We start from the raw sequence: 21,179 nt of genomic DNA on the forward strand, positions 1-21,179 counted from the left end.
GGCCGGCCGGGGGGCAGGGAGGGCAACCGGCCAGGGGCAACCCGGCAGGAACAACCGGCTAGCGGCAACCGGGCAGGGACCATCGGCTAGCGGCAACCGGGCAGGGGCAACCGGCTACGGACAACCGCGCAGGGGCAACCGGCTAGACATAACCGCCTCGCTTACCCACCCCCCTTCTCCCCTACGCTTGTCCCGTGACCCCCGTCGAGCTTTCCCGCACCGTGTTGCACGCGGTGCGTCGTGCTGTCGATGACGGGGAGCTGAGTGTGACCGTGCCCGAGCGGGCCGTGGTGACCGAGCCGGGGCCCGGGGGGTGCGGGGACTTCGCCACCACCATCGCGCTCCAGCTCGCCCGGCCGGCCGGGCTGCCGGCGCTGCGGGTCGCCGAGATCCTGTGCGCCCGGCTCGCCGAGGCCGAGGGCGTCCGGGACGTCGTCGTCACCGGGCCCGGGTTCCTGAACATCTGCCTCGACCAGCAGGTCGATCCCGTCGCCGGGCTGGTCCGGGAGATCCGGGAGAAGGGCACCCGGTACGGCTACGGGGACGCCCTCGCCGGACAGGTCGTCGAGCTGCGCGTGCCGTACGAGGTGCGCGCCGAGGTCGTCGCCGACGCCGTCGCACGCCTCGTGGCCACCCAGGGCGGGCGCGCCACCATCGAGCACGGCGAGCCCGTCAACCTACGGCCCGTGCCCGCGCCGGAGGACCCCGCCCCGCTCGGGCCCGACGCCGCCCGGTGGGCCCTCCTCCACCCCGCCCCGCACGACCGGCCCCGGATCACCGCCGATCACCTGATCCAGCGGGAGAGCAATCCGCTGTTCCGCGTGCGGTACGCCCACGCCCGCATCCGTGCCCTCAGCCGCAACGCCGCCCGCCTCGGCTTCTGCGCCGAACCCGGCCCGGTCGGACTCGGCGCGCCTCCCGGTGCCGGGCCGCTCGGCATCCGTGGGCGGGGTGGTGGACGCCGTCCGGGAGTTCCCGCGGAGGCCGGCGCCGACCCCTTCGGGACCTCCGCGAGCGCCGGTGGGCGCAGCCTCCTGGGAGCCCTCGCGCACCCCGACACCGGCCTCCTCGCCACCCCCGTGAACCCCGACACCTGCCTCCCCGCTCTGGGAGCCCTCGCGCACCCCGACACCGGCCTCCTCGCCACCCCCGTGAACCCCGACACCTGCCTCCCCGCTCTGGGAGCCCTCGCGCACCCCGACACCGGCCTCCTCGCCACCCCCGTGAACGCCGACACCTGCCTCCCCGCTCTGGGAGCCCTCGCGCACCCCGACACCGGCCCCCTCGCCACCCGCGCGAACGCCGACACCGACCTCCTCCCTCCTGAGAACGCCGACGCGGCGTGCACCCCAGCCACTGCGCCCACCCCCACCCCCCTCCTGACCCCCCTGGCCGCCCACCCCCGCATCCTCGCCGTGGCCGCCACCCGTCGTGCCCCGGACCGGCTTGCCCGGCATCTCGTCACCGTCGCCGATGCCGTGCTGCCTCTGCTGCCTTGCGTGCTTCCCGTCGGCGAGGAGAAACCCTCGGCCGCCCACCGCGCCCGGCTGGCCCTCGCCGAAGCTGCCGGGACGGTGCTGGCCGGCGGCCTGGCCCTGCTCGGCATCGACGCACCCGAACACCTCTGAGGCCCGCGAGCAGATGCGCCCCGGAGAGAGACAGAGAGTCTGAGAGTCACGTCATGAGCCGTTCCGCCCACCCCGCCGGGCCCCGCCACGCCGACGTCCTGCCCGAGGGGCACTACTCCGCGCCGCCCGCCGACCTCAACGTCCTGGACCAGAAGGTGTGGGCCCAGACCGTCACGCGCGGCGACGACGGCGTGGTCACCGTCGGCGGGATTCCGGTCAGCCGGCTCGCCGAGGAGTTCGGCACCCCCGCCTACGTCCTCGACGAGGCCGACTTCCGGTCCCGCGCGCGTGCCTGGCGTACCGCGTTCGGGCCGGACGCCGATGTCTTCTACGCCGGGAAGGCATTCCTCTCCCGGGCCGTCGTGCGGTGGCTGAACGAGGAGGGCCTCAACCTGGACGTCTGTTCCGGTGGCGAGCTGGCCACCGCGCTGTCCGCCGGGATGCCCGCCGAGCGCATCGCCTTCCACGGCAACAACAAGTCCGTCGCGGAGATCACCCGGGCCGTCGAGGCCGGTGTGGGGCGGATCGTGCTCGACTCCTTCCAGGAGATCGTGCGGGTCGCCCACGTCGCCCAGGAGCTGGGCACCCGCCAGCGCGTCCAGATCCGGATCACCGTGGGCGTGGAGGCACACACCCACGAGTTCATCGCCACCGCCCACGAGGACCAGAAGTTCGGCATCCCGCTCGCCGGGGGGCAGGCCGCCGAGGCCGTACGGCGGGCCCTTCAGCTCGACGGGCTGGAGCTGATCGGGATCCACTCCCACATCGGGTCGCAGATCTTCGACATGTCGGGCTTCGAGGTCGCCGCCCATCGTGTCGTCGGGCTGCTGAAGGACATCCGGGACGAGCACGGGGTCGAGCTGCCGGAGATCGACCTGGGGGGCGGGCTCGGGATCGCCTACACCAGTGACGACGATCCCCGGGAGCCGCACGAGATCGCCAAGGCGCTCTCCGAGATCGTCACGCGGGAGTGCGAGGCCGCCCGGCTGCGCACGCCCCGGATCTCCGTCGAGCCCGGGCGCGCCATCGTCGGCCCCACCGCCTTCACGCTGTACGAGGTCGGCACGGTCAAGCCGCTCGACGGGCTGCGCACGTACGTCTCCGTCGACGGCGGCATGTCGGACAACATCCGGACCGCGCTGTACGACGCCGAGTACAGCGTCGCCCTCGTGTCCCGCGCGTCCGACGCCGAGCCGATGCTCGCCCGCGTCGTCGGCAAGCACTGCGAGAGCGGGGACATCGTGGTCAAGGACGCGTTCCTGCCCTCCGACCTGGCGCCGGGCGACCTGATCGCCGTACCGGCCACGGGCGCGTACTGCCGGTCCATGGCCAGCAACTACAACCACGTGCTGCGGCCGCCCGTCGTGGCCGTACGGGACGGCGAGGCGCGGGTGATCGTCCGCCGGGAGACGGAGGAGGACCTCCTGCGTCTCGACGTCGGGTGACCCGGACGGCCGCCCCGTGGGAGGGGCCGGAAGATCTGCGGTCTCCCGGTCCCGTACAAATGAAATAGATGTCTCACGATCCGGACGAAGGGTAGAAACTCCCGTCCGGTGAGTGAGACTGGTCCAACCGTAGACGGTAAGAGGAAACGAGGTCGGATGATGCGTACGCGTCCGCTGAAGGTGGCGCTGCTGGGCTGTGGAGTGGTCGGCTCAGAGGTGGCGCGCATCATGACGACGCACGCCGACGACCTCGCCGCGAGGATCGGGGCGCCCGTGGAGCTCGCGGGCGTCGCCGTACGGCGGCCCGCCAAGGTACGTGAGGGCATCGACCCCTCCCTCGTCACCACCGACGCCACCGCCCTCGTCAAACGCGGCGACATCGACGTCGTGGTCGAGGTCATCGGCGGGATCGAGCCCGCCCGGTCCCTGATCACCACCGCCTTCGAGCACGGCGCCTCCGTCGTCTCCGCCAACAAGGCCCTGCTCGCCCAGGACGGGACCGCCCTGCACGCCGCCGCGGAGGCGCACGGCCGCGACCTCTACTACGAGGCCGCCGTCGCCGGTGCCATCCCGCTGATCCGGCCGCTGCGCGAGTCCCTCGCCGGTGACAAGGTCAACCGCGTGCTCGGCATCGTCAACGGCACCACCAACTTCATCCTCGACAAGATGGACTCGACCGGCGCCGGGTACCAGGAGGCCCTGGACGAGGCCACCGCGCTGGGGTACGCCGAGGCCGACCCGACCGCCGACGTCGAGGGCTTCGACGCCGCCGCCAAGGCCGCCATCCTCGCCGGGATCGCCTTCCACACGCGCGTGCGCCTCGACGATGTGTACCGCGAGGGCATGACCGAGGTCACCGCCGCCGACTTCCGCTCCGCCAAGGAGATGGGCTGCACGATCAAGCTGCTCGCCATCTGTGAGCGGTCCGCGGACGGTACGGCCGTCACCGCGCGCGTGCACCCCGCGATGATCCCGCTCAGCCACCCGCTCGCCTCGGTGCGCGGCGCGTACAACGCCGTCTTCGTGGAGAGCGACGCGGCTGGGCAGCTGATGTTCTACGGCCCGGGCGCCGGCGGTTCGCCCACCGCCTCGGCCGTGCTCGGTGACCTGGTCGCCGTCTGCCGCAACCGGCTGAACGGCGCGACCGGGCCGGGTGAGTCGGCGTACGCCGACCTGACCGTCTCCCCGATGGGCGACGTCGTCACCCGGTACCACATCAGCCTCGACGTGGCCGACAAACCGGGCGTGCTCGCCCAGGTCGCCACCGTCTTCGCCGAGCACGGCGTGTCGATCGACACGGTTCGGCAGCAGGGCAAGGACGGCGAGGCCTCCCTCGTCGTCGTCACCCACCGGGCCTCCGACGCCTCCCTGTCCGGGACCGTCGAGGCACTGCGCAAGCTCGACACCGTGCGGGGTGTCGCCAGCATCATGCGGGTTGAAGGAGAGTAACCAGCAATGACCCACCAGTGGCGCGGAATCATCGAGGAGTACCGGGACAGGCTGCCGGTATCCGACACCACGCCGGTCGTGACGCTCCGTGAGGGCGGCACGCCCCTCGTGCCCGCGCAGGTGCTCTCCGAGCGCACGGGCTGTGAGGTCCACCTGAAGGTGGAGGGGGCCAACCCCACCGGGTCCTTCAAGGACCGCGGTATGACCATGGCCATCAGCAAGGCCAAGGAGGAGGGGGCGAAGGCCGTCATCTGCGCCTCCACGGGCAACACGTCCGCCTCCGCCGCCGCGTACGCCGTGCGGGCCGGGATGGTCTCCGCCGTGCTCGTGCCGCAGGGCAAGATCGCCCTCGGCAAGATGGGCCAGGCCCTCGTGCACGGCGCGAAGATCCTCCAGGTCGACGGCAACTTCGACGACTGCCTCACCCTGGCGCGCGCACTGAGCGAGAACTACCCCGTGGCGCTGGTGAATTCGGTCAACCCCGTGCGCATCGAGGGCCAGAAGACGGCTGCCTTCGAGATCGTGGACATGCTCGGCGACGCGCCCGACATCCACGTCCTGCCGGTCGGCAACGCGGGCAACATCACGGCCTACTGGAAGGGTTACAAGGAGTACGCCGCCGACGGCATCTCCGGCAGGACCCCCCGCATGTGGGGTTTCCAGGCATCCGGCAGTGCCCCGATCGTGCGGGGCGAGGTCGTCAAGGACCCGTCGACCATCGCCACCGCCATCCGCATCGGCAACCCCGCGTCATGGAGTTACGCCCTGGCCGCGCGGGACGAGTCCGGCGGTGCCATCGACGAGGTGACGGACCGTGAGATCCTGCGCGCCTACCGCCTGTTGGCCGCGCAGGAGGGCGTCTTCGTGGAGCCCGCCTCCGCCGCCTCCGTGGCCGGTCTGCTCAAGGCCGCCGAGCAGGGCAAGGTGGACCCGGGCCAGCGCATCGTGTGCACCGTCACCGGCAACGGCCTGAAGGACCCCGACTGGGCCGTCGCCGGCGCCCCGCAGCCGGTCACCGTCCCGGTCGACGCGGCCACCGCGGCCGAGCGCCTCGGTCTGGCCTGACCCGGTCTGGCGTGAGCCGGTCCAGCCTGAGCGCCGGGAGCCGGAGCACGGACCGAAGCCGGAATCCGGACCGGAGCCGGAGCACGGACCGAAGCCGGCATCCGGACCGGAGCCGGGGCTCGCGCACCCGGGTGCCCGAGCCGGAGCGCGGGGGCAGCTGAGCCCCAGGCACCGGCGCCGGGGCTCCAGCGCACCGGCGCCGGGGTTCCAGCGCACCGGCGCCGGGGTTCCAGCGCACCGGCGCCCGGGCCCCAGCGCACCGGCGCCCGAGCCCGGGCGTCGGCCCGAGCGCTCCGGTCCGGGGCATCCCTGTCAGGGTGCACAGGGGGCTTGCGACACGCATCGTGCGCCTCCTGTGCGCCCTATGTCGCCACAGAACCTTCCTTCGATAGGCTGTACCGAACCCCGCCCGTGGCACATGCCCTCGCACATGGGCGACGCCGCGCCGGCCGCGCGGCCTGAGGGTCTCCCGTACGTATCGAATGTCTTCGACAGTCACGCAGCTCAAGGAGAGTCAACGAGCGATGGCCGGTCCAGCGTTCCGCGCCGCCGCCGTCCGGGTGCGCGTTCCCGCCACCAGCGCCAACCTCGGTCCGGGCTTCGACGCCCTGGGCCTCGCGCTGGGGCTGTACGACGACGTCGTCGTCCGGGTGGCCGACTCCGGGCTGCACATCGACATCGCGGGAGAGGGCAGCGAGACCCTGCCGCGGGACGAGAGCCACCTCCTCGTCCGCTCCCTGCGCACCGCCTTCGACCTGCTGGGCGGGCAGCCCCGGGGCCTGGAGATCGTCTGCGCCAACCGCATCCCCCACGGCCGGGGCCTCGGCTCCTCCTCCGCCGCCATCTGCGCCGGCATCGTCGCCGCCCGCGCGGTGACCATAGGCGGCGAGGCCCGCCTGGACGACGCGGCGCTGCTGGAGCTGGCCACCGAGATCGAGGGCCACCCGGACAACGTGGCCGCCTGTCTGCTCGGCGGCTTCACCCTGTCCTGGATGGAGGCCGGCGCCGCCCGGGCCATCAGGATGGAGCCGCACCGTTCCATCGTTCCGGTGGTTTTCGTGCCCGGGAAGCCGGTCCTGACCGAGACCGCGCGCGGTCTGCTCCCGCGCTCCGTACCGCACGTCGACGCCGCCGCCAACGCGGGCCGCGCCGCCCTGCTCGTCGAGGCCCTGACCAGGCGCCCCGAGCTGCTGGTGCCCGCCACCGAGGACCGTCTGCACCAGGAGTACCGCGCGCCGGCCATGCCGGAGAGCGCCGCGCTGGTGGAGCGGCTGCGGGCCGACGGCATCCCGGCCGTCATCTCGGGCGCCGGGCCCACCGTCATGGCACTGGCCGACGCCGAAAGCGCCGACAAGGTCTCCCACCTCGCGGGTGAGGGATGGGCCGCCAACCGGCTGGACCTGGACGTCCAGGGAGCGAGCGTGCTGCCGCTTGCGACCTGACACACGGTTGCCGGATTTGGAGAGGGGGAATGTTTGTTGGATCCGGTAGTGTTAACCTCAAGTCTGCACCCGACCCCACCATGGCGAGGTGCCTCGTGTCCCCGTCCGGGACAGACATTCTTCCGGGAGCCCCCCGCGCCACTCCGTGTTCCTTGCGTCGTACCTGGGCAGTACGTCGTATGCGAGCACTGAGCGGGCCGCCGGTGGGGGTACCCCCTCTGGGGGAGCTCCGGAATCGGTGCTACCACGCCACGTGACACTGGGTGCCACGGCTCGCGGAAGCGCCATCACCGCACATTTCTTCCGCCGCTTTGGCGGACCACCGCCCCGGCACGGTTCACAGAAGACAGGACCGTAGCCGGACAGCACAACCGGTCGCCGAGCCAGACAGGCCGACGTCCGCTCCAGGGAAGGACCCTTCGTGAGCGACACCACCGATCTGATGGGCGCACGTGTCGAGGAGACCGCTGCCGCGCCCGCCACGGACGCCTCCGCGCCTGCCACCGGTGCCGGCTCCCGGCGGCGCCGCGGTACCGGCCTTGAGGGCATGGTGCTGGCCGAGCTGCAGCAGGTCGCCTCGGGCCTCGGGATCAGGGGCACCGCGCGGATGCGCAAGAGCCAGCTGATCGAGGTCATCAAGGAGGCGCAGGCCGCCGGGGGTGCCCCCGCTGCCAAGGCCGACACCGCCGCCGAGACCAAGCCGAAGCGCCGGGCCACCTCCAAGGCCCGCACCGGCGAGTCCGCCGAGAACGGCGAGAGCACGGCGAAGAAGGCGGAGGCCAAGAGCGAGGCCGCCGCCGAGAAGGCCGTGGCCCAGCAGCAGATCGAGATCCCCGGCCAGCCGGCCTCCGACGACGCCCCGGCCGAGCGCCGTCGCCGCCGCGCCACCGCCGAGGCGGGCAGCCCGGCCGCGGGCGGCGCCGAGACCGTCGCCGCCGAGGCCAGGAGCGAGTCCAGGGCCGAGACGCCCGCGCAGCAGCAGTCGCAGCCGCAGGGCGAGGCCAAGGGCGACGCCGACGGCGACGGCCGTGGCCGCCGGGACCGCCGCGAGCGCGGCCGGGACCGCGACCGCCGCAACAAGGGCGACGACCAGCAGGGCCAGGGCGGCGGCCGCCAGGACCGCCAGGACCGGCAGCAGCAGGGCCAGCAGCAGGGCGGCGGCCGGCAGGACCGCAACACCGGTCCGCAGGACGACGACGACTTCGAGGGCGGCCGTCGCGGCCGTCGGGGCCGCTACCGCGACCGCCGGGGCCGCCGTGGCCGCGACGAGATCGCCGAGCCGCAGGTCGCCGAGGACGACGTCCTGATCCCCGTCGCGGGCATCCTGGACATCCTCGACAACTACGCCTTCATCCGGACCTCCGGCTACCTGCCCGGCCCGAACGACGTGTACGTCTCCCTCGCCCAGGTCCGCAAGAACGGCCTGCGCAAGGGTGACCACATCACCGGTGCTGTCCGCCAGCCGAAGGAGGGCGAGCGCCGCGAGAAGTTCAACGCGCTGGTCCGGCTGGACTCCGTCAACGGCATGGCGCCCGAACACGGCCGTGGCCGCCCGGAGTTCAACAAGCTGACCCCGCTCTACCCGCAGGACCGGCTCCGCCTGGAGACCGACCCGGGTGTGCTCACCACCCGCATCATCGACCTGGTCTCGCCGATCGGTAAGGGTCAGCGCGGTCTGATCGTGGCCCCGCCGAAGACCGGTAAGACCATGATCATGCAGGCGATCGCCAACGCGATCACGCACAACAACCCCGAGTGCCACCTGATGGTCGTCCTCGTCGACGAGCGTCCGGAAGAGGTCACCGACATGCAGCGGTCGGTCAAGGGCGAGGTCATCTCCTCGACCTTCGACCGCCCGGCCGAGGACCACACGACCGTCGCCGAGCTGGCCATCGAGCGGGCCAAGCGCCTGGTCGAGCTGGGCCACGACGTGGTCGTGCTGCTCGACTCGATCACGCGTCTGGGCCGTGCCTACAACCTGGCGGCGCCCGCCTCCGGCCGCATCCTGTCCGGTGGTGTCGACTCGACCGCGCTCTACCCGCCGAAGCGGTTCTTCGGTGCGGCGCGCAACATCGAGGACGGCGGCTCGCTGACCATCCTGGCCACGGCCCTCGTGGACACCGGCTCCCGCATGGACGAGGTGATCTTCGAGGAGTTCAAGGGCACCGGCAACATGGAGCTGAAGCTCGACCGGAAGCTCGCCGACAAGCGCATCTTCCCGGCGGTGGACGTGGACGCGTCCGGTACCCGCAAGGAAGAGATCCTGCTCGGCAACGAGGAGCTGGCCATCGTCTGGAAGCTCCGCCGCGTCCTGCACGCGCTGGACCAGCAGCAGGCGATCGAGCTGCTTCTCGACAAGATGAAGCAGACCAAGTCGAACGTCGAGTTCCTGATGCAGATCCAGAAGACGACGCCAGCGCCCGGCAACGGCGACTGACGGTCCGTCCCAGGGAACAGAACAGAAGCCCGCCCCGTCCACAGTGACGGGGCGGGCTTCTGCCGTCCGGGCTTCCGGCACAAGGGACGCAAGGGAGATCTTTGCCACAGGGGCCCCGGTGGGCACCGGCTTCCGGGCGTGCGACGTCCTGGTCTGAACGCGCAGGTGAGCGCAGTGCTCCCGTACCGAACGACTACACAGCGTGCTCATCGCCGTACCCGGTGGGCACCGTGCGTTGTGCAACCCTTTCCCGAGTTTCTCCGTCTGATCGGGCGGAGCGACGATGGAGCGGTGACGACCGCGCCTGACCCTGACCGCAGGGGGTAACCGACCACACGAGACCTAGGAGCGAAGTGGCCGCCGAGAGCACGCCTCAGCCCGCCATAACCGAGCCGGGCACCACCTCGCGCCGCCGGGGCAAGGGCCGCCGCCGCAAGGCGCCCAGCGCGGGACGCAAGGCCCTGCGCGCGACCGCCTGGACGGCGGCCGGCGTGGTGGTGCTGGGCGGGTCCGGAGCCGCCTACGTGTACTTCAAGCTCAACGGCAACCTCCACAGCGTCGACATCAACCAGGCCCTCGGCACCGACCGGCCCTCGAAGGTCGACAACGGCTCCGAGAACATCCTGGTCCTCGGCTCGGACACCCGTTCCGGCAAGAACAAGAAGCTCGGCGGCGGCACGGACGACGGCAGCGCCCGCTCCGACACGGCGATGATCGTCCACGTGTACGAGGGCCACAAGAAGGCCAGTGTGGTCTCCATCCCCCGGGACACCCTGGTGGACCGCCCCCGGTGCACCGACACCAAGGGCGCCACCCACCCCGCCGCGTCCGGCGTGATGTTCAACGAGGCGTACTCCACCGGCGGCGCGGCCTGCGCGGTCAGGACCGTCGAGTCCATCACCGGCATCCGCATGGACCACTACCTGGAGGTCGACTTCGAGGGCTTCCAGAAGCTCATCGACGACCTCGGCGGGGTCCGGGTCACCACGACCAAGGACATCGACGACCAGCAGAGCCACCTGAGGCTCAAGGCCGGCACCCACACCCTGAACGGTGAGCAGGCCCTCGGCCTGGTCCGCACCCGGCACGGCGTGGGCGACGGCTCGGACCTGGGCCGCATCCAGCTCCAGCAGGCGTTCATCAAGGCCCTGATCGACCAGGTCAAGCACGTCGGCGTCCTCTCGAACCCGAAGAAGCTGTACGACCTCGCCGACACCGCCACCAAGGCCGTCACCACCGACTCCGACCTCGGCTCGGTGAACTCCCTGATCGACTTCGCCGACGGCCTGAAGGGCATCAGCTCGTCCCACATGAAGATGGTGACGATGCCGGTCCAGTACGACCCGGCCAACCCCAACCGCGTCCTCCTGGCCAAGACCAAGGCCCAACTGGTCTGGAACGCCCTGAAGAACGACAGACCGATCCCGAAGCCGGCCACGGAAGGCACGGCCACGGGTGAGGCCAAGGGCGTCGTCAGCGCCGGTTAGGGGCGCGGGGAACCTCGCGGACCACCCACGACGACCCGCAGCCGCACACGGTGACCAAGCGGCTCCCCCCGGGGCGGGCCCACCGCTCACCTGAGCCGGAATAGAACAACCGCACCCCCGGTTTTGGGGGATGGCCCCAGTCCTGGCAGACTGGTACGTCGGCTCCGGTTCACGCCTCCGCACCCCGCGGCAGCGACCCGGCGCCCTCCCGAAACCTAGGAGACACCTTGAAGCGCGACATCCACCCCGCGTACGTCGAGACGCAGGTCAGCTGCACCTGCGGCGCGTCGTTCACCACCCGCAGCACCATCGAGTCCGGCACCATCCGGGCCGAGGTCTGCTCCGAGTGCCACCCGTTCTACACGGGCAAGCAGAAGATCCTCGACACCGGTGGCCGTGTGGCCCGCTTCGAGGCCCGCTTCGGCAAGGCTGCCGCCGGCTCCAAGAAGTAGCGAGCCCCATTTCGCCGGTCCACGGTCACGCCCTCACGGGGGTGTGCCCGGGACCGGCGTTTTTGGTCGCCCGCCCCTTCCCACCACCGCAGTACAGGAGCCCAAGATGTTCGAGGCCGTCGAGGAACTCGTCGCCGAGCACGCCGACCTGGAGAAGAAGCTCGTCGACCCGTCGGTCCACGCCGACCAGGGACACGCGCGCAAGCTGAACAAGCGCTACGCCGAGCTGACCCCGATCGTCGCCACGTACCGCTCCTGGAAGCAGAACGGCGACGACATCGAGACCGCGCGCGAGCTGGCCGCCGACGACCCCGACTTCGCCGCCGAGGTCAAGGACCTGGAGAAGCAGCGCGAGGAGCTCACCGAGAAGCTGCGCCTGCTGCTCGTCCCGCGCGACCCCAGTGACGACAAGGACGTCATCCTGGAGATCAAGGCGGGCGCCGGCGGCGACGAGTCGGCGCTGTTCGCGGGCGACCTGCTGCGCATGTACCTGCGGTACGCCGAGCGCGTCGGCTGGAAGACCGAGATCATCGACGCCACCGAGTCCGAGCTGGGCGGCTACAAGGACGTCCAGGTCGCGGTGAAGGCCCGCGGGCAGATCGAGCCTGGCCAGGGCGTGTGGGCCCGGCTGAAGTACGAGGGCGGGGTGCACCGCGTGCAGCGGGTCCCGGCCACCGAGTCCCAGGGCCGCATCCACACCTCCGCCGCCGGTGTCCTCGTGACCCCCGAGGCCGAGGAGGTCGACGTGGAGATCAATCCCAACGACCTCCGCATCGACGTGTACCGGTCCTCCGGCCCGGGCGGCCAGTCCGTCAACACCACCGACTCCGCCGTGCGCATCACGCACATCCCGACCGGAGTCGTCGCCTCCTGCCAGAACGAGAAGAGCCAGTTGCAGAACAAGGAGCAGGCGATGCGTATCCTGCGCTCCAGGCTGCTCGCCATGGCGCAGGAGGAGGCGGAGAGGGAGGCCGCCGACGCCCGCCGCAGCCAGGTCCGCACCGTCGACCGCTCCGAGAAGATCCGCACCTACAACTTCCCGGAGAACCGCATCTCGGACCACCGCGTCGGCTTCAAGGCGTACAACCTGGACCAGGTCCTGGACGGCGACCTCGAAGCCGTCATCCAGGCCTGTGTCGACGGCGACTCGGCGGCGAAGCTCGCCGCCGCCTGAGAGCCGTACGCACGCACGAGCACGAGTACGACACGGAGGACTCGCGTGAACCTGCTGCTCGCGGAGGTGGCCCAGGCCACCCAGCGGCTGGCCGACGCCGGCGTGCCCTCGCCGCGCACCGACGCGGAGGAGCTGGCCGCGTTCGTGCACGGGGTGAAGCGCGGCGAACTGCACTCCGTGAAGGACGCCGACTTCGACGCCCGGTACTGGGAGGTCATCGCCCGGCGCGAGCAGCGCGAGCCGCTCCAGCACATCACCGGGCGGGCCTACTTCCGGTACCTGGAGCTCCAGGTCGGGCCCGGGGTGTTCGTGCCCCGGCCGGAGACCGAGTCGGTGGTCGGCTGGGCCATAGACGCCGTGCGTGCCATGGACGTGGTCGAGCCCTGCATCGTCGACCTGTGCACCGGCTCCGGCGCCATCGCGCTCGCCCTCGCCCAGGAGGTCCCGCGCTCGCGCGTGCACGCCGTGGAGCTGTCCGAGGACGCCCTGGTGTGGACCCGCAAGAACATGGCCGGCTCCCGCGTCGACCTGCGCCAGGGCGACGCGCTGACCGCCTTCCCGGACCTCGACGGCCAGGTCGACCTGGTCATCTCCAACCCGCCGTACATCCCGCTCACCGAGTGGGAGTACGTCGCCCCGGAGGCCCGTGACTACGACCCGGAGATGGCGCTGTTCTCCGGTGAGGACGGCCTGGACCTCATCCGGGGCATCGAACGCACCGCGCACCGGCTGCTGCGCCCGGGCGGGGTCGTCGTGATCGAGCACGCCGACACCCAGGGCGGCCAGGTGCCGTGGATCTTCACCGAGGAGCGGGGCTGGGCCGACGCGGCCGATCACCCCGACCTCAACAACCGCCCGCGGTTCGCCACCGCCCGCAAGGCGCTGCCGTGAGCACCACCCAGTTCTCAACCCCGCAGTACGTGTACGAGGAGGCCAGCTAGACATGGCACGGCGATACGACACCAACGACGCGACCGACCGTGTGACGGGTCTGCGCGAGGCCGCGTCCGCCGTCCGCCGGGGCGAGCTGGTGGTCCTGCCGACCGACACGGTGTACGGCATCGGCGCCGACGCGTTCTCCTCGGAGGCCGTCGCCGACCTGCTCGCCGCCAAGGGCCGGGGCCGCAACATGCCCACCCCCGTCCTCATCGGCTCCCCGAACACCCTGCACGGCCTCGTCACGGACTTCTCCGAGCTGGCCTGGGAGCTGGTCGACGCGTTCTGGCCGGGCGCCCTCACGCTCGTCGCCAAGCACCAGCCGTCCCTCCAGTGGGACCTCGGCGACACCCGCGGCACCGTCGCCGTGCGCATGCCGCTGCACCCGGTCGCCATCGAACTGCTCACCGAGGTCGGCCCCATGGCCGTCTCCTCGGCGAACCTCACCGGCCACCCGGCGCCGGAGAACTGCGACGCCGCGCAGGAGATGCTCGGCGACTCCGTCTCCGTCTACCTCGACGGCGGCCCCACCCCGGGCAACATGCCGTCGTCCATCGTGGACGTCTCGCGCGAGGTGCCGGTGCTGCTGCGCGCGGGCGCGCTCTCCGCGGAGGAGCTGCGCAAGGTCGTACCCGACCTTGAGGTGGCGAATTGACGGCCCCTGAAGCGGGGCGTGGCATAGGCGGCGGGGGCTACAGCGCGGAGGAGACGACGACGTTCGGGTTCCCCCGCGACACCTTCCGCATCCTCCACGTCAGCACCGGCAATGTGTGCCGCTCGCCCATCACCGAGCGGCTGACCCGCCACTTCGTCGCGGAGCGGCTCGGTGTACTCGGTGGCGGGCTGATCGTGGAGAGCGCCGGCACCTGGGGCCACGAGGGCGCGCCCATGGAGTCCCACGCGGAGACCGTGCTGGCCGAGTTCGGGGCGGACGCCTCCGGTTTCGTCGGCCGGGAGCTGCTGGACGAGCACGTGATCAGGGCGGACCTGGTGCTGACCGCCACCCGCGACCACCGCGCCCAGGTCATCTCCATGGGCCATTCGGCGGGCCTGCGCACCTTCACCCTGAAGGAGTTCACCCGCCTGGTCCGGGCGATAGATCCGGCCACCCTGCCGCCCCTGGAGGACGGCGTGGTCATGCGGGCCCGGGCGCTGGTGCGCGCGGCGGCGGCGCTGCGCGGCTGGCTGCTCGCCCCGACCGCCGAGGCCGACGAGGTGTACGACCCGTACGGCGCCCCGCTCACCTTCTTCCGGTCGATCGGCGACGAGATACGGGACGCCCTGGACCCGGTGGTGACGGCGCTGACCGGCGTTCCGGCACGGATGTAGGGCGCGCGGCCGCAATACCGGGCGACCCGCACCTGCGCGGCCTACATTGGGGATACGTCACCGCCGACCGCCCGGGAGCCCGCCATGTCGGTCACCCATTCCCTTGAGACCGACGTCCTGCGCCGGCAGGACCCGGCCATGGCCGAGATCCTCCTGGCCGAGCTGGACCGGCAGTCGACCACACTCCAGCTGATCGCCGCCGAGAACTTCTGCTCGCCGGCCGTGCTCGCCGCCCTCGGCTCCGCGCTCGCCAACAAGTACGCCGAGGGCTACCCCGGTGCCCGGCACCACGGCGGCTGCGAGCTCGTCGACGTCGCCGAACGCGCGGCCATCGACCGGGCCAAGGCCCTGTTCGGCGCCGAGCACGCCAACGTCCAGTCGCACTCCGGTTCCTCGGCCGTCCTGGCCGCCTACGCGGCCCTGCTGCGCCCCGGCGACACCGTCCTCGCTCTCGGCCTGCCCTACGGCGGACACCTCACCCACGGCTCCCCGGCGAACTTCTCCGGCCGCTGGTTCGACTTCGTCGGCTACGGCGTCGACGCCGAGACCGGGCTGATCGACCACGACCAGGTGCGCCACCTCGCCCGCAACCACCGGCCCAAGGCGATCGTGTGCGGTTCCATCGCCTACCCCCGGCACATCGACTACGCCTTCTTCCGTGAGGTCGCCGACGAGGTCGGGGCCTATCTGATCGCCGACGCGGCGCATCCGATCGGGCTGGTGGCCGGGGGAGCGGCGCCGAACCCGGTGCCGTACGCGGACATCGTGTGCGCGACCACCCACAAGGTGCTGCGCGGCCCGCGCGGCGGGATGATCCTGTGCGGCGCGGAGCTGGCCGAGCGCGTGGACCGGGCCGTCTTCCCCTTCACCCAGAGCGGCGCCCAGATGCACACCATCGCCGCCAAGGCCGTCGCGTTCGGCGAGGCGGCGACCCCGGCGTTCACGGTGTACGCCCATCAGGTGGTCGCCAACGCGCGCGTGCTGGCCGGTCACCTGGCCGCGGAGGGGCTGGTCGTCACCACCGGCGGCACGGACACCCACCTGATCACCGCCGATCCCGCCCCGCTCGGTGTGGACGGCCGCACCGCGCGCGGCCGGCTGCTGGCGGCCGGCCTGGTGCTGGACTGCTGCGCGCTGCCGCACGGCGACGGCCGCGGGCTGCGCCTGGGCACGGCCGCGGTGACCACCCAGGGCATGGGCGAGCCGGAGATGGTGCGGATCGCGGCGCTGCTGGCGGCCGTGCTGCGCGGTGAGACGGAGCCGGTCGTGGCGCGGGAGGAGGCGCGCGCGCTCACCGGCCAGTTTCCGCCGTATCCCGGCTGAACCGGGGTAGCCGACAGGGGTGCACAGCCTCTCGTGCAACCATCGTCGCTACCCGGAAGTCCTCATCCATATGCGTCCGTCGCTAGGGTGTGGGGCTGTGATGGCCAGCGAGACCTGTGGGGAAGCCCGTGCGTGAATACCTGCTGACGCTCTGCATCACGGCTGCGGTGACGTACCTCCTGACGGGACCGGTACGGAAGTTCGCGATCGTGGCCGGGGCGATGCCGGAGATCCGTGCCCGGGACGTGCACCGGGAACCCACTCCGCGCCTCGGCGGTATCGCGATGTTCTTCGGGCTGTGCGCGGGTCTGCTGGTCGCCGACCACCTGACCAACCTCAACGAGGTCTTCGCGAAGTCCAACGAGCCGCGGGCCCTGCTCTCCGGCGCGGCCCTGATCTGGCTGATCGGCGTCCTGGACGACAAGTTCGAGATCGACGCGCTGATCAAGCTGGGCGGCCAGATGATCGCCGCGGGCGTGATGGTCATGCAGGGTCTGACGATCCTGTGGCTGCCCATCCCGGGCGTCGGCAACGTCGCCCTGACCCAGTGGCAGGGCACGCTGCTGACGGTCGCCCTGGTGGTCATCACGATCAACGCGGTGAACTTCGTGGACGGCCTGGACGGCCTCGCGGCCGGCATGGTGTGCATCGCGGCGGGCGCGTTCTTCCTGTACGCCTACCGGATCTGGTACTCGTACGGCATCGAGGCCGCCGCCCCCGGCACGCTGTTCGCGGCGATCCTGATGGGCATGTGCCTGGGCTTCCTGCCGCACAACATGCACCCGGCGCGGATCTTCATGGGCGACTCGGGGTCGATGCTCATCGGCCTGGTGCTGTCGGCCGGCGCGATCTCGATCACCGGCCAGGTGGACCCGGACGCGCTGAACCTGTACGCGGGCTCGGAGAAGGCGGCGGTCCACCAGACGGTCCCGGTCTACATCCCGCTGCTGCTGCCGCTGACGATCATCGCCGTACCGGCCGCCGACCTGGTGCTGGCGATCGTGCGCCGCACCTGGCGCGGCCAGTCGCCGTTCGCCGCCGACCGCGGTCATCTGCACCACCGTCTGCTGGAGATCGGCCACTCGCACAGCCGGGCCGTGCTGATCATGTACTTCTGGTCGGCGCTGATCGGCTTCGGGGCGCTGGCGTACTCGGTCAACTCGGCGTCGATGTGGATCGTGCTGGGCGTGGTCTTCCTGAGCGCGGTCGGTCTGGTCCTGCTGCTGCTCCCGCGCTTCACCCCCCGCGTGCCGGTGTGGGCCCAGCGGTTCGTGCCGCCGCGGTACCGGAGGCGGCGCCGGGCTCCCGAGGCCACGGCGGCTGCGGAGACCGCCACCGCGACGGAAGCGGAGGCTCCGGACGACGAGGAGCGCACCCCGGTCACGGCCGGTGTCTCCGGTGTCAACGGGGCCACCGCGATCGGCGCCAGGTCACGATTCCTCGATCGCCGTTGACGGCCAAGGTAAGAATCTGACTAGAGCATTGCCAACTCGTGGGGGAGCAAAGGCCCCTAATACCAGACAAGTGGGCGCGGTTTTTGCACAGACGCGCACTGTCACTCTCATGTGTGACAGCAAGCACACCCACCAGGTAAAGACCTCATCAAATAGTTTGTGATACGGTTCACGAGAACCCCGGATAGAACCGAAGGACCCGAGTGCGACGGTCCATTGGTGTGAGGTCTCGATCACTCAGCCCGGGACTACGCTCGTCCATGACGACACCCTGCCCCCTGTGAAAGCGGAGTTGCCGCCATGCCGTCCAATGACGTCCGGAACCTTGCGCAGATCGCTGTGCCCACAGCGGCTGCCGGCGTGATCGCCGTCGCCGTGAGCGCCGCGGTCGCGGGGGGCAAGGGCGCGCTCGGCGCGGTCGTCGGCACGGTGCTGGCCATCCTGTTCATGGGAATCGGCCTCTACGTGCTGCAGTGGACGGCAAAAACGCTCCCGCAGCTCTTCCAGGCGATGGGGCTGCTGCTCTACGTCGCCCAGCTGCTGCTCCTCCTGATCTTCGTCGCCGTCTTCAAGGACACCTCACTCTTCAACGCGAAGACGTTCGCCGTGTCGCTCGTCGTCGCGACCGTCGTGTGGATGGCCGCGCAGGCGCGCGCGCACATGAAGGCCAAGATCTTCTACATCGACCCGGACTCCGCGAAGAGTGAGAAGCCCGAGAAGACAGGGCCGAAGCCGTGAGGGGTAGGGGCGGGATAAAGGCTTGTGAGATCTCCTGCTATCGTCCGGTGCCAACTGCGGCATCGCGGGCGCGGGCATCTGAGCTGACGCCTGCTCGATCGCGAGGCTCGATGCCCCCCAGCCGCCCCCACATCCGTAACACCAGTCCGGTGCCGATCCGCGGCCGTGTGCCGCGCCGACACAACGAGGTTGCCGAACCCATGCGTCACGCCGAAGGAGCCCGCGGTGAGTGCTGACCAGACCCAGCTCGCCTTCGACTGGAGTTGTCGGATCATGTCCGACAACGGGTGTGGCTTCCCGGCTCCGGGCCTGCACTCCTTCCTGTTCAAGCCGCTCGCCACGGTCGGGGGCTTCGAGTTCAACAAGGTGATGCTGCTCGCGCTCGTCACCACCGTGCTCGTCGTCGCCTTCTTCTGGGCCGCCTTCGGCAAGGCCAAGGTCGTCCCGGGCAAGCTCCAGATGATCGGCGAGGCCGGCTACGACTTCGTCCGCCGCGGCATTGTGTACGAGACCCTCGGCAAGCGCGAGGGCGAGAAGTGGGTGCCGCTCATGGTCTCCCTCTTCTTCTTCATCTGGATCATGAACGTCTGGTCCGTGGTCCCGCTCGCGCAGTTCCCGGTCTCCTCGATCATCGCCTACCCGGCGGTGCTGGCCGCGGTCGTCTACGTCACCTGGGTCGCGCTGACCTTCAAGAAGCACGGCTTCGTCGGCTTCTTCAAGAACGTCACGGGCTACGACAAGACGCTCGGCCCGGTCCTGCCGCTCGTCATGGTCATCGAGTTCTTCTCGAACCTGCTGGTCCGCCCGTTCACGCACGCGGTGCGACTCTTCGCCAACATGTTCGCCGGTCACCTGATGCTGGTGATGTTCACCGTCGCCTCCTGGTACCTGCTGAACAGCTGGATGATCCCGGCCGCCGGCGTCTCCTTCGTGATGACGATGGCCATGATCTGCTTCGAGCTCTTCGTCCAGGCCGTCCAGGCGTACGTCTTCGTCCTGCTGGCCTGCTCCTACATTCAGGGCGCTCTCGCCGAGCACCACTGAGTCGTACCACCGCCCCGAAACCCCCAGTCGTCCGGTGGCCAACCCCCACCGGTCCATGAAAGAGAAGGAAGAACCGGCATGTCCGCTCTCCAGACCCTTGCTGCTGAAACCGGCGTCCACGGCTCCGTCGGCTCCATCGGTTACGGCCTCGCCGCGATCGGCCCCGGCATCGGCGTCGGCATCATCTTCGGTAACGGCACCCAGGCCCTGGCCCGTCAGCCCGAGGCCGCCGGTCTGATCCGCGCCAACCAGATCCTGGGCTTCGCCTTCTGTGAGGCGCTCGCCCTCATCGGCATCGTGATGCCGTTCGTGTTCGGTAAGTAATCAGCACTTACCTGACACGAACCGACGAAAGGCACTGATGTGATCGCCAACCTGGTTGCGCTCGCGGCCGAGGAGGAGCAGAACCCGCTCGTTCCTCCGGGTCCCGAGCTGCTCATCGGCACCATCGCCTTCGCCATCGTGTTCTTCTTCTTCTGGAAGAAGCTGCTTCCGAACATCAACAAGGTTCTGGAGGAGCGTCGCGCGGCGATCGAAGGCGGCATCGAAGAGGCCGACGCCATGAAGGTCGAGGCCCAGAGCGTCCTTGAGCAGTACAAGGCCCAGCTCGCCGAGGCCCGGCACGAGGCCGCGCGCCTGCGCCAGGAGGCGCAGGAGCAGGGTGCCGCGCTCATCGCCGAGATGCGGGCCGAGGGCCAGCGGCAGCGCGAGGAGATCGTCACCGCCGGCCACGCCCAGATCGAGGCCGACCGCAAGGCCGCCGCGTCCGCGCTGCGTCAGGACGTCGGCAAGCTCGCCACCGAACTGGCCGGCAAGCTCGTCGGCGAGTCCCTTGAGGACCACGCCCGCCAGAGCCGTGTGATCGACCGCTTCCTCGACGAGCTTGAGGAGAAGGCCGAGGCCGCGCGATGAACGGAGCGAGCCGCGAGGCCCTGTCAGCCGCACGTGAGCGTCTCGACGCGCTGACGGACTCCACGTCCGTCGACGCCGCGAAGCTCGCGGACGAGCTGGCGGCCGTCACCGCGCTGCTCGACCGCGAGGCCGGCCTGCGCCGGGTCCTCACCGACCCGGCGCAGCCCGGGGAGGCGAAGGCGCAGCTGGTCCAGCGCCTGATCGGCGGCCAGGTCAGCGGCACCGCCGCCGACCTGGTGTCCGGACTGGCCCGGTCCCGCTGGTCGCAGCCCCGCGACCTGGTGGACGCGCTGGAGGAGCTGGCGAACATCGCCGACCTCACGGCCGCGGAGAAGACCGGCACCCTCGACGACGTCGAGGACGAGCTGTTCCGGTTCGGCCGGATCGTCTCCTCCAACACCGAGCTGCGCGCCGCGCTCACCGACCGTGCCGCCGGCACCTCGGCCAAGACCGAGCTGCTGAACCGGCTCCTGGGCGGGCGGGCCAAGCCGGCCACCGAGCGGCTGGTGACGCGCCTCGCGACCGCGCCGCGTGGACGTAGCCTGGAGACGGGACTGGAGTCCCTGTCCAAGCTCGCCGCCGAGCGTCGGAACCGCATGGTCGCCGTCGTCACCTCGGCGGTGCCGTTGAGCGACGGGCAGCGCGAGCGCCTCGGTGCCGCCCTGACCAAGCTCTACGGGCGTCGGATGCACCTCAACCTCGACGTCGACCCCGAGGTCGTCGGCGGGATCCGGGTGCAGGTCGGTGACGAGGTCATCAACGGCTCCATCGCGGACCGGCTGGACGAGGCCGCCCGCCGCATGGCGAGCTAGCAGCAACTCGATATTTCGAGAAGAGCAGTACGTACTTACGGCCCTGGTTGGG

19 protein-coding genes are annotated in these 21,179 nt (G+C 70.9%); all 19 read left to right on the forward strand.

The features are described from left to right. Positions 1-194 precede the first annotated feature (194 nt). On the forward strand, positions 195-1,628 hold the full coding sequence (gene nrtL, locus C3492_RS16945) for an ArgS-related anticodon-binding protein NrtL (RefSeq protein ID WP_103812591.1): 1,434 nt from the start codon (positions 195-197) through the stop codon (positions 1,626-1,628). 53 nt (positions 1,629-1,681) lie between these two features. Beyond that, positions 1,682-3,073 carry a diaminopimelate decarboxylase gene (gene lysA, locus C3492_RS16950; RefSeq protein WP_103812592.1) on the forward strand — a complete coding sequence of 464 codons (1,392 nt, stop codon included), beginning with the start codon at positions 1,682-1,684 and terminating at the stop codon, positions 3,071-3,073. Positions 3,074-3,232: 159 nt separating this feature from the next. Beyond that, positions 3,233-4,522 carry a homoserine dehydrogenase gene (locus tag C3492_RS16955; RefSeq protein ID WP_103812673.1) on the forward strand — a complete coding sequence of 430 codons (1,290 nt, stop codon included), beginning with the start codon at positions 3,233-3,235 and terminating at the stop codon, positions 4,520-4,522. A 6-nt stretch (positions 4,523-4,528) separates the two neighbouring features. Then, positions 4,529-5,587, forward strand: coding sequence for a threonine synthase (gene thrC / locus C3492_RS16960; RefSeq protein WP_103812593.1), 1,059 nt, complete (start codon positions 4,529-4,531; stop codon positions 5,585-5,587). Positions 5,588-6,111: 524 nt separating this feature from the next. After that, positions 6,112-7,029, forward strand: a complete 918-nt coding sequence (gene thrB, locus C3492_RS16965) for a homoserine kinase (protein ID WP_103812594.1) — start codon at positions 6,112-6,114, stop codon at positions 7,027-7,029. A gap of 421 nt (positions 7,030-7,450) precedes the next feature. Continuing rightward, complete coding sequence (gene rho, locus C3492_RS16970) at positions 7,451-9,466, forward strand: transcription termination factor Rho (RefSeq protein WP_103812595.1); 2,016 nt, start codon at positions 7,451-7,453, stop codon at positions 9,464-9,466. Positions 9,467-9,819: 353 nt separating this feature from the next. Then, complete coding sequence (locus C3492_RS16975; protein WP_103812596.1) at positions 9,820-10,953, forward strand: LCP family protein; 1,134 nt, start codon at positions 9,820-9,822, stop codon at positions 10,951-10,953. Between the two features lie 227 nt (positions 10,954-11,180). Next, entirely contained in the window at positions 11,181-11,405 is a 225-nt protein-coding gene (gene rpmE, locus C3492_RS16980; RefSeq protein WP_014675000.1) for a 50S ribosomal protein L31, read from the forward strand. Between the two features lie 106 nt (positions 11,406-11,511). Next, positions 11,512-12,579, forward strand: coding sequence for a peptide chain release factor 1 (gene prfA / locus C3492_RS16985; protein ID WP_103812597.1), 1,068 nt, complete (start codon positions 11,512-11,514; stop codon positions 12,577-12,579). 45 nt (positions 12,580-12,624) lie between these two features. Next, a complete protein-coding gene (gene prmC / locus C3492_RS16990) occupies positions 12,625-13,470 on the forward strand; it encodes a peptide chain release factor N(5)-glutamine methyltransferase (protein ID WP_030656095.1) in 846 nt (281 codons plus the stop codon). Positions 13,471-13,522: 52 nt separating this feature from the next. Then, positions 13,523-14,170 carry an L-threonylcarbamoyladenylate synthase gene (locus tag C3492_RS16995; RefSeq protein ID WP_103812598.1) on the forward strand — a complete coding sequence of 216 codons (648 nt, stop codon included), beginning with the start codon at positions 13,523-13,525 and terminating at the stop codon, positions 14,168-14,170. Further along, positions 14,167-14,844, forward strand: a complete 678-nt coding sequence (locus C3492_RS17000) for a protein-tyrosine-phosphatase (protein WP_103812599.1) — start codon at positions 14,167-14,169, stop codon at positions 14,842-14,844. The genes C3492_RS16995 and C3492_RS17000 overlap by 4 nt, the downstream gene beginning before the upstream one ends. Positions 14,845-14,928: 84 nt before the next feature. Next, entirely contained in the window at positions 14,929-16,167 is a 1,239-nt protein-coding gene (gene glyA / locus C3492_RS17005; RefSeq protein WP_103812600.1) for a serine hydroxymethyltransferase, read from the forward strand. A 128-nt stretch (positions 16,168-16,295) separates the two neighbouring features. Continuing rightward, entirely contained in the window at positions 16,296-17,621 is a 1,326-nt protein-coding gene (locus C3492_RS17010) for an MraY family glycosyltransferase (RefSeq protein ID WP_103812601.1), read from the forward strand. Between the two features lie 300 nt (positions 17,622-17,921). Next, positions 17,922-18,359, forward strand: coding sequence for a hypothetical protein (locus C3492_RS17015; RefSeq protein ID WP_103812602.1), 438 nt, complete (start codon positions 17,922-17,924; stop codon positions 18,357-18,359). Positions 18,360-18,632: 273 nt separating this feature from the next. After that, positions 18,633-19,403 (forward strand): F0F1 ATP synthase subunit A, encoded by a 771-nt coding sequence (gene atpB, locus C3492_RS17020; RefSeq protein ID WP_031100754.1) that lies wholly within the window; start codon positions 18,633-18,635, stop codon positions 19,401-19,403. Positions 19,404-19,481: 78 nt separating this feature from the next. After that, on the forward strand, positions 19,482-19,727 hold the full coding sequence (gene atpE, locus C3492_RS17025) for an ATP synthase F0 subunit C (RefSeq protein WP_014675009.1): 246 nt from the start codon (positions 19,482-19,484) through the stop codon (positions 19,725-19,727). A gap of 39 nt (positions 19,728-19,766) precedes the next feature. Continuing rightward, positions 19,767-20,315 (forward strand): F0F1 ATP synthase subunit B, encoded by a 549-nt coding sequence (locus C3492_RS17030; protein WP_103812603.1) that lies wholly within the window; start codon positions 19,767-19,769, stop codon positions 20,313-20,315. Beyond that, a complete protein-coding gene (locus C3492_RS17035) occupies positions 20,312-21,127 on the forward strand; it encodes a F0F1 ATP synthase subunit delta (protein WP_103812604.1) in 816 nt (271 codons plus the stop codon). The genes C3492_RS17030 and C3492_RS17035 overlap by 4 nt, the downstream gene beginning before the upstream one ends. The last annotated feature ends 52 nt before the right edge of the window (positions 21,128-21,179 follow it).

Source organism: Streptomyces sp. Ru62 (genome assembly GCF_002920615.1).
In the GTDB taxonomy this organism is placed as follows: domain Bacteria; phylum Actinomycetota; class Actinomycetes; order Streptomycetales; family Streptomycetaceae; genus Streptomyces.

Coding starts and splice junctions, on each gene's coding strand:
- lysA (WP_103812592.1), top strand. CDS start 1,682: ATGAGCCGTTCCGCCCACCCCGCCGGGCCCCGCCACGCCGACGTCCTG.
- C3492_RS16955 (WP_103812673.1), top strand. CDS start 3,233: ATGCGTACGCGTCCGCTGAAGGTGGCGCTGCTGGGCTGTGGAGTGGTC.
- thrC (WP_103812593.1), top strand. CDS start 4,529: ATGACCCACCAGTGGCGCGGAATCATCGAGGAGTACCGGGACAGGCTG.
- thrB (WP_103812594.1), top strand. CDS start 6,112: ATGGCCGGTCCAGCGTTCCGCGCCGCCGCCGTCCGGGTGCGCGTTCCC.
- prfA (WP_103812597.1), top strand. CDS start 11,512: ATGTTCGAGGCCGTCGAGGAACTCGTCGCCGAGCACGCCGACCTGGAG.
- C3492_RS16995 (WP_103812598.1), top strand. CDS start 13,523: ATGGCACGGCGATACGACACCAACGACGCGACCGACCGTGTGACGGGT.
- glyA (WP_103812600.1), top strand. CDS start 14,929: ATGTCGGTCACCCATTCCCTTGAGACCGACGTCCTGCGCCGGCAGGAC.
- C3492_RS17015 (WP_103812602.1), top strand. CDS start 17,922: ATGCCGTCCAATGACGTCCGGAACCTTGCGCAGATCGCTGTGCCCACA.
- atpB (WP_031100754.1), top strand. CDS start 18,633: ATGTCCGACAACGGGTGTGGCTTCCCGGCTCCGGGCCTGCACTCCTTC.
- atpE (WP_014675009.1), top strand. CDS start 19,482: ATGTCCGCTCTCCAGACCCTTGCTGCTGAAACCGGCGTCCACGGCTCC.
- C3492_RS17035 (WP_103812604.1), top strand. CDS start 20,312: ATGAACGGAGCGAGCCGCGAGGCCCTGTCAGCCGCACGTGAGCGTCTC.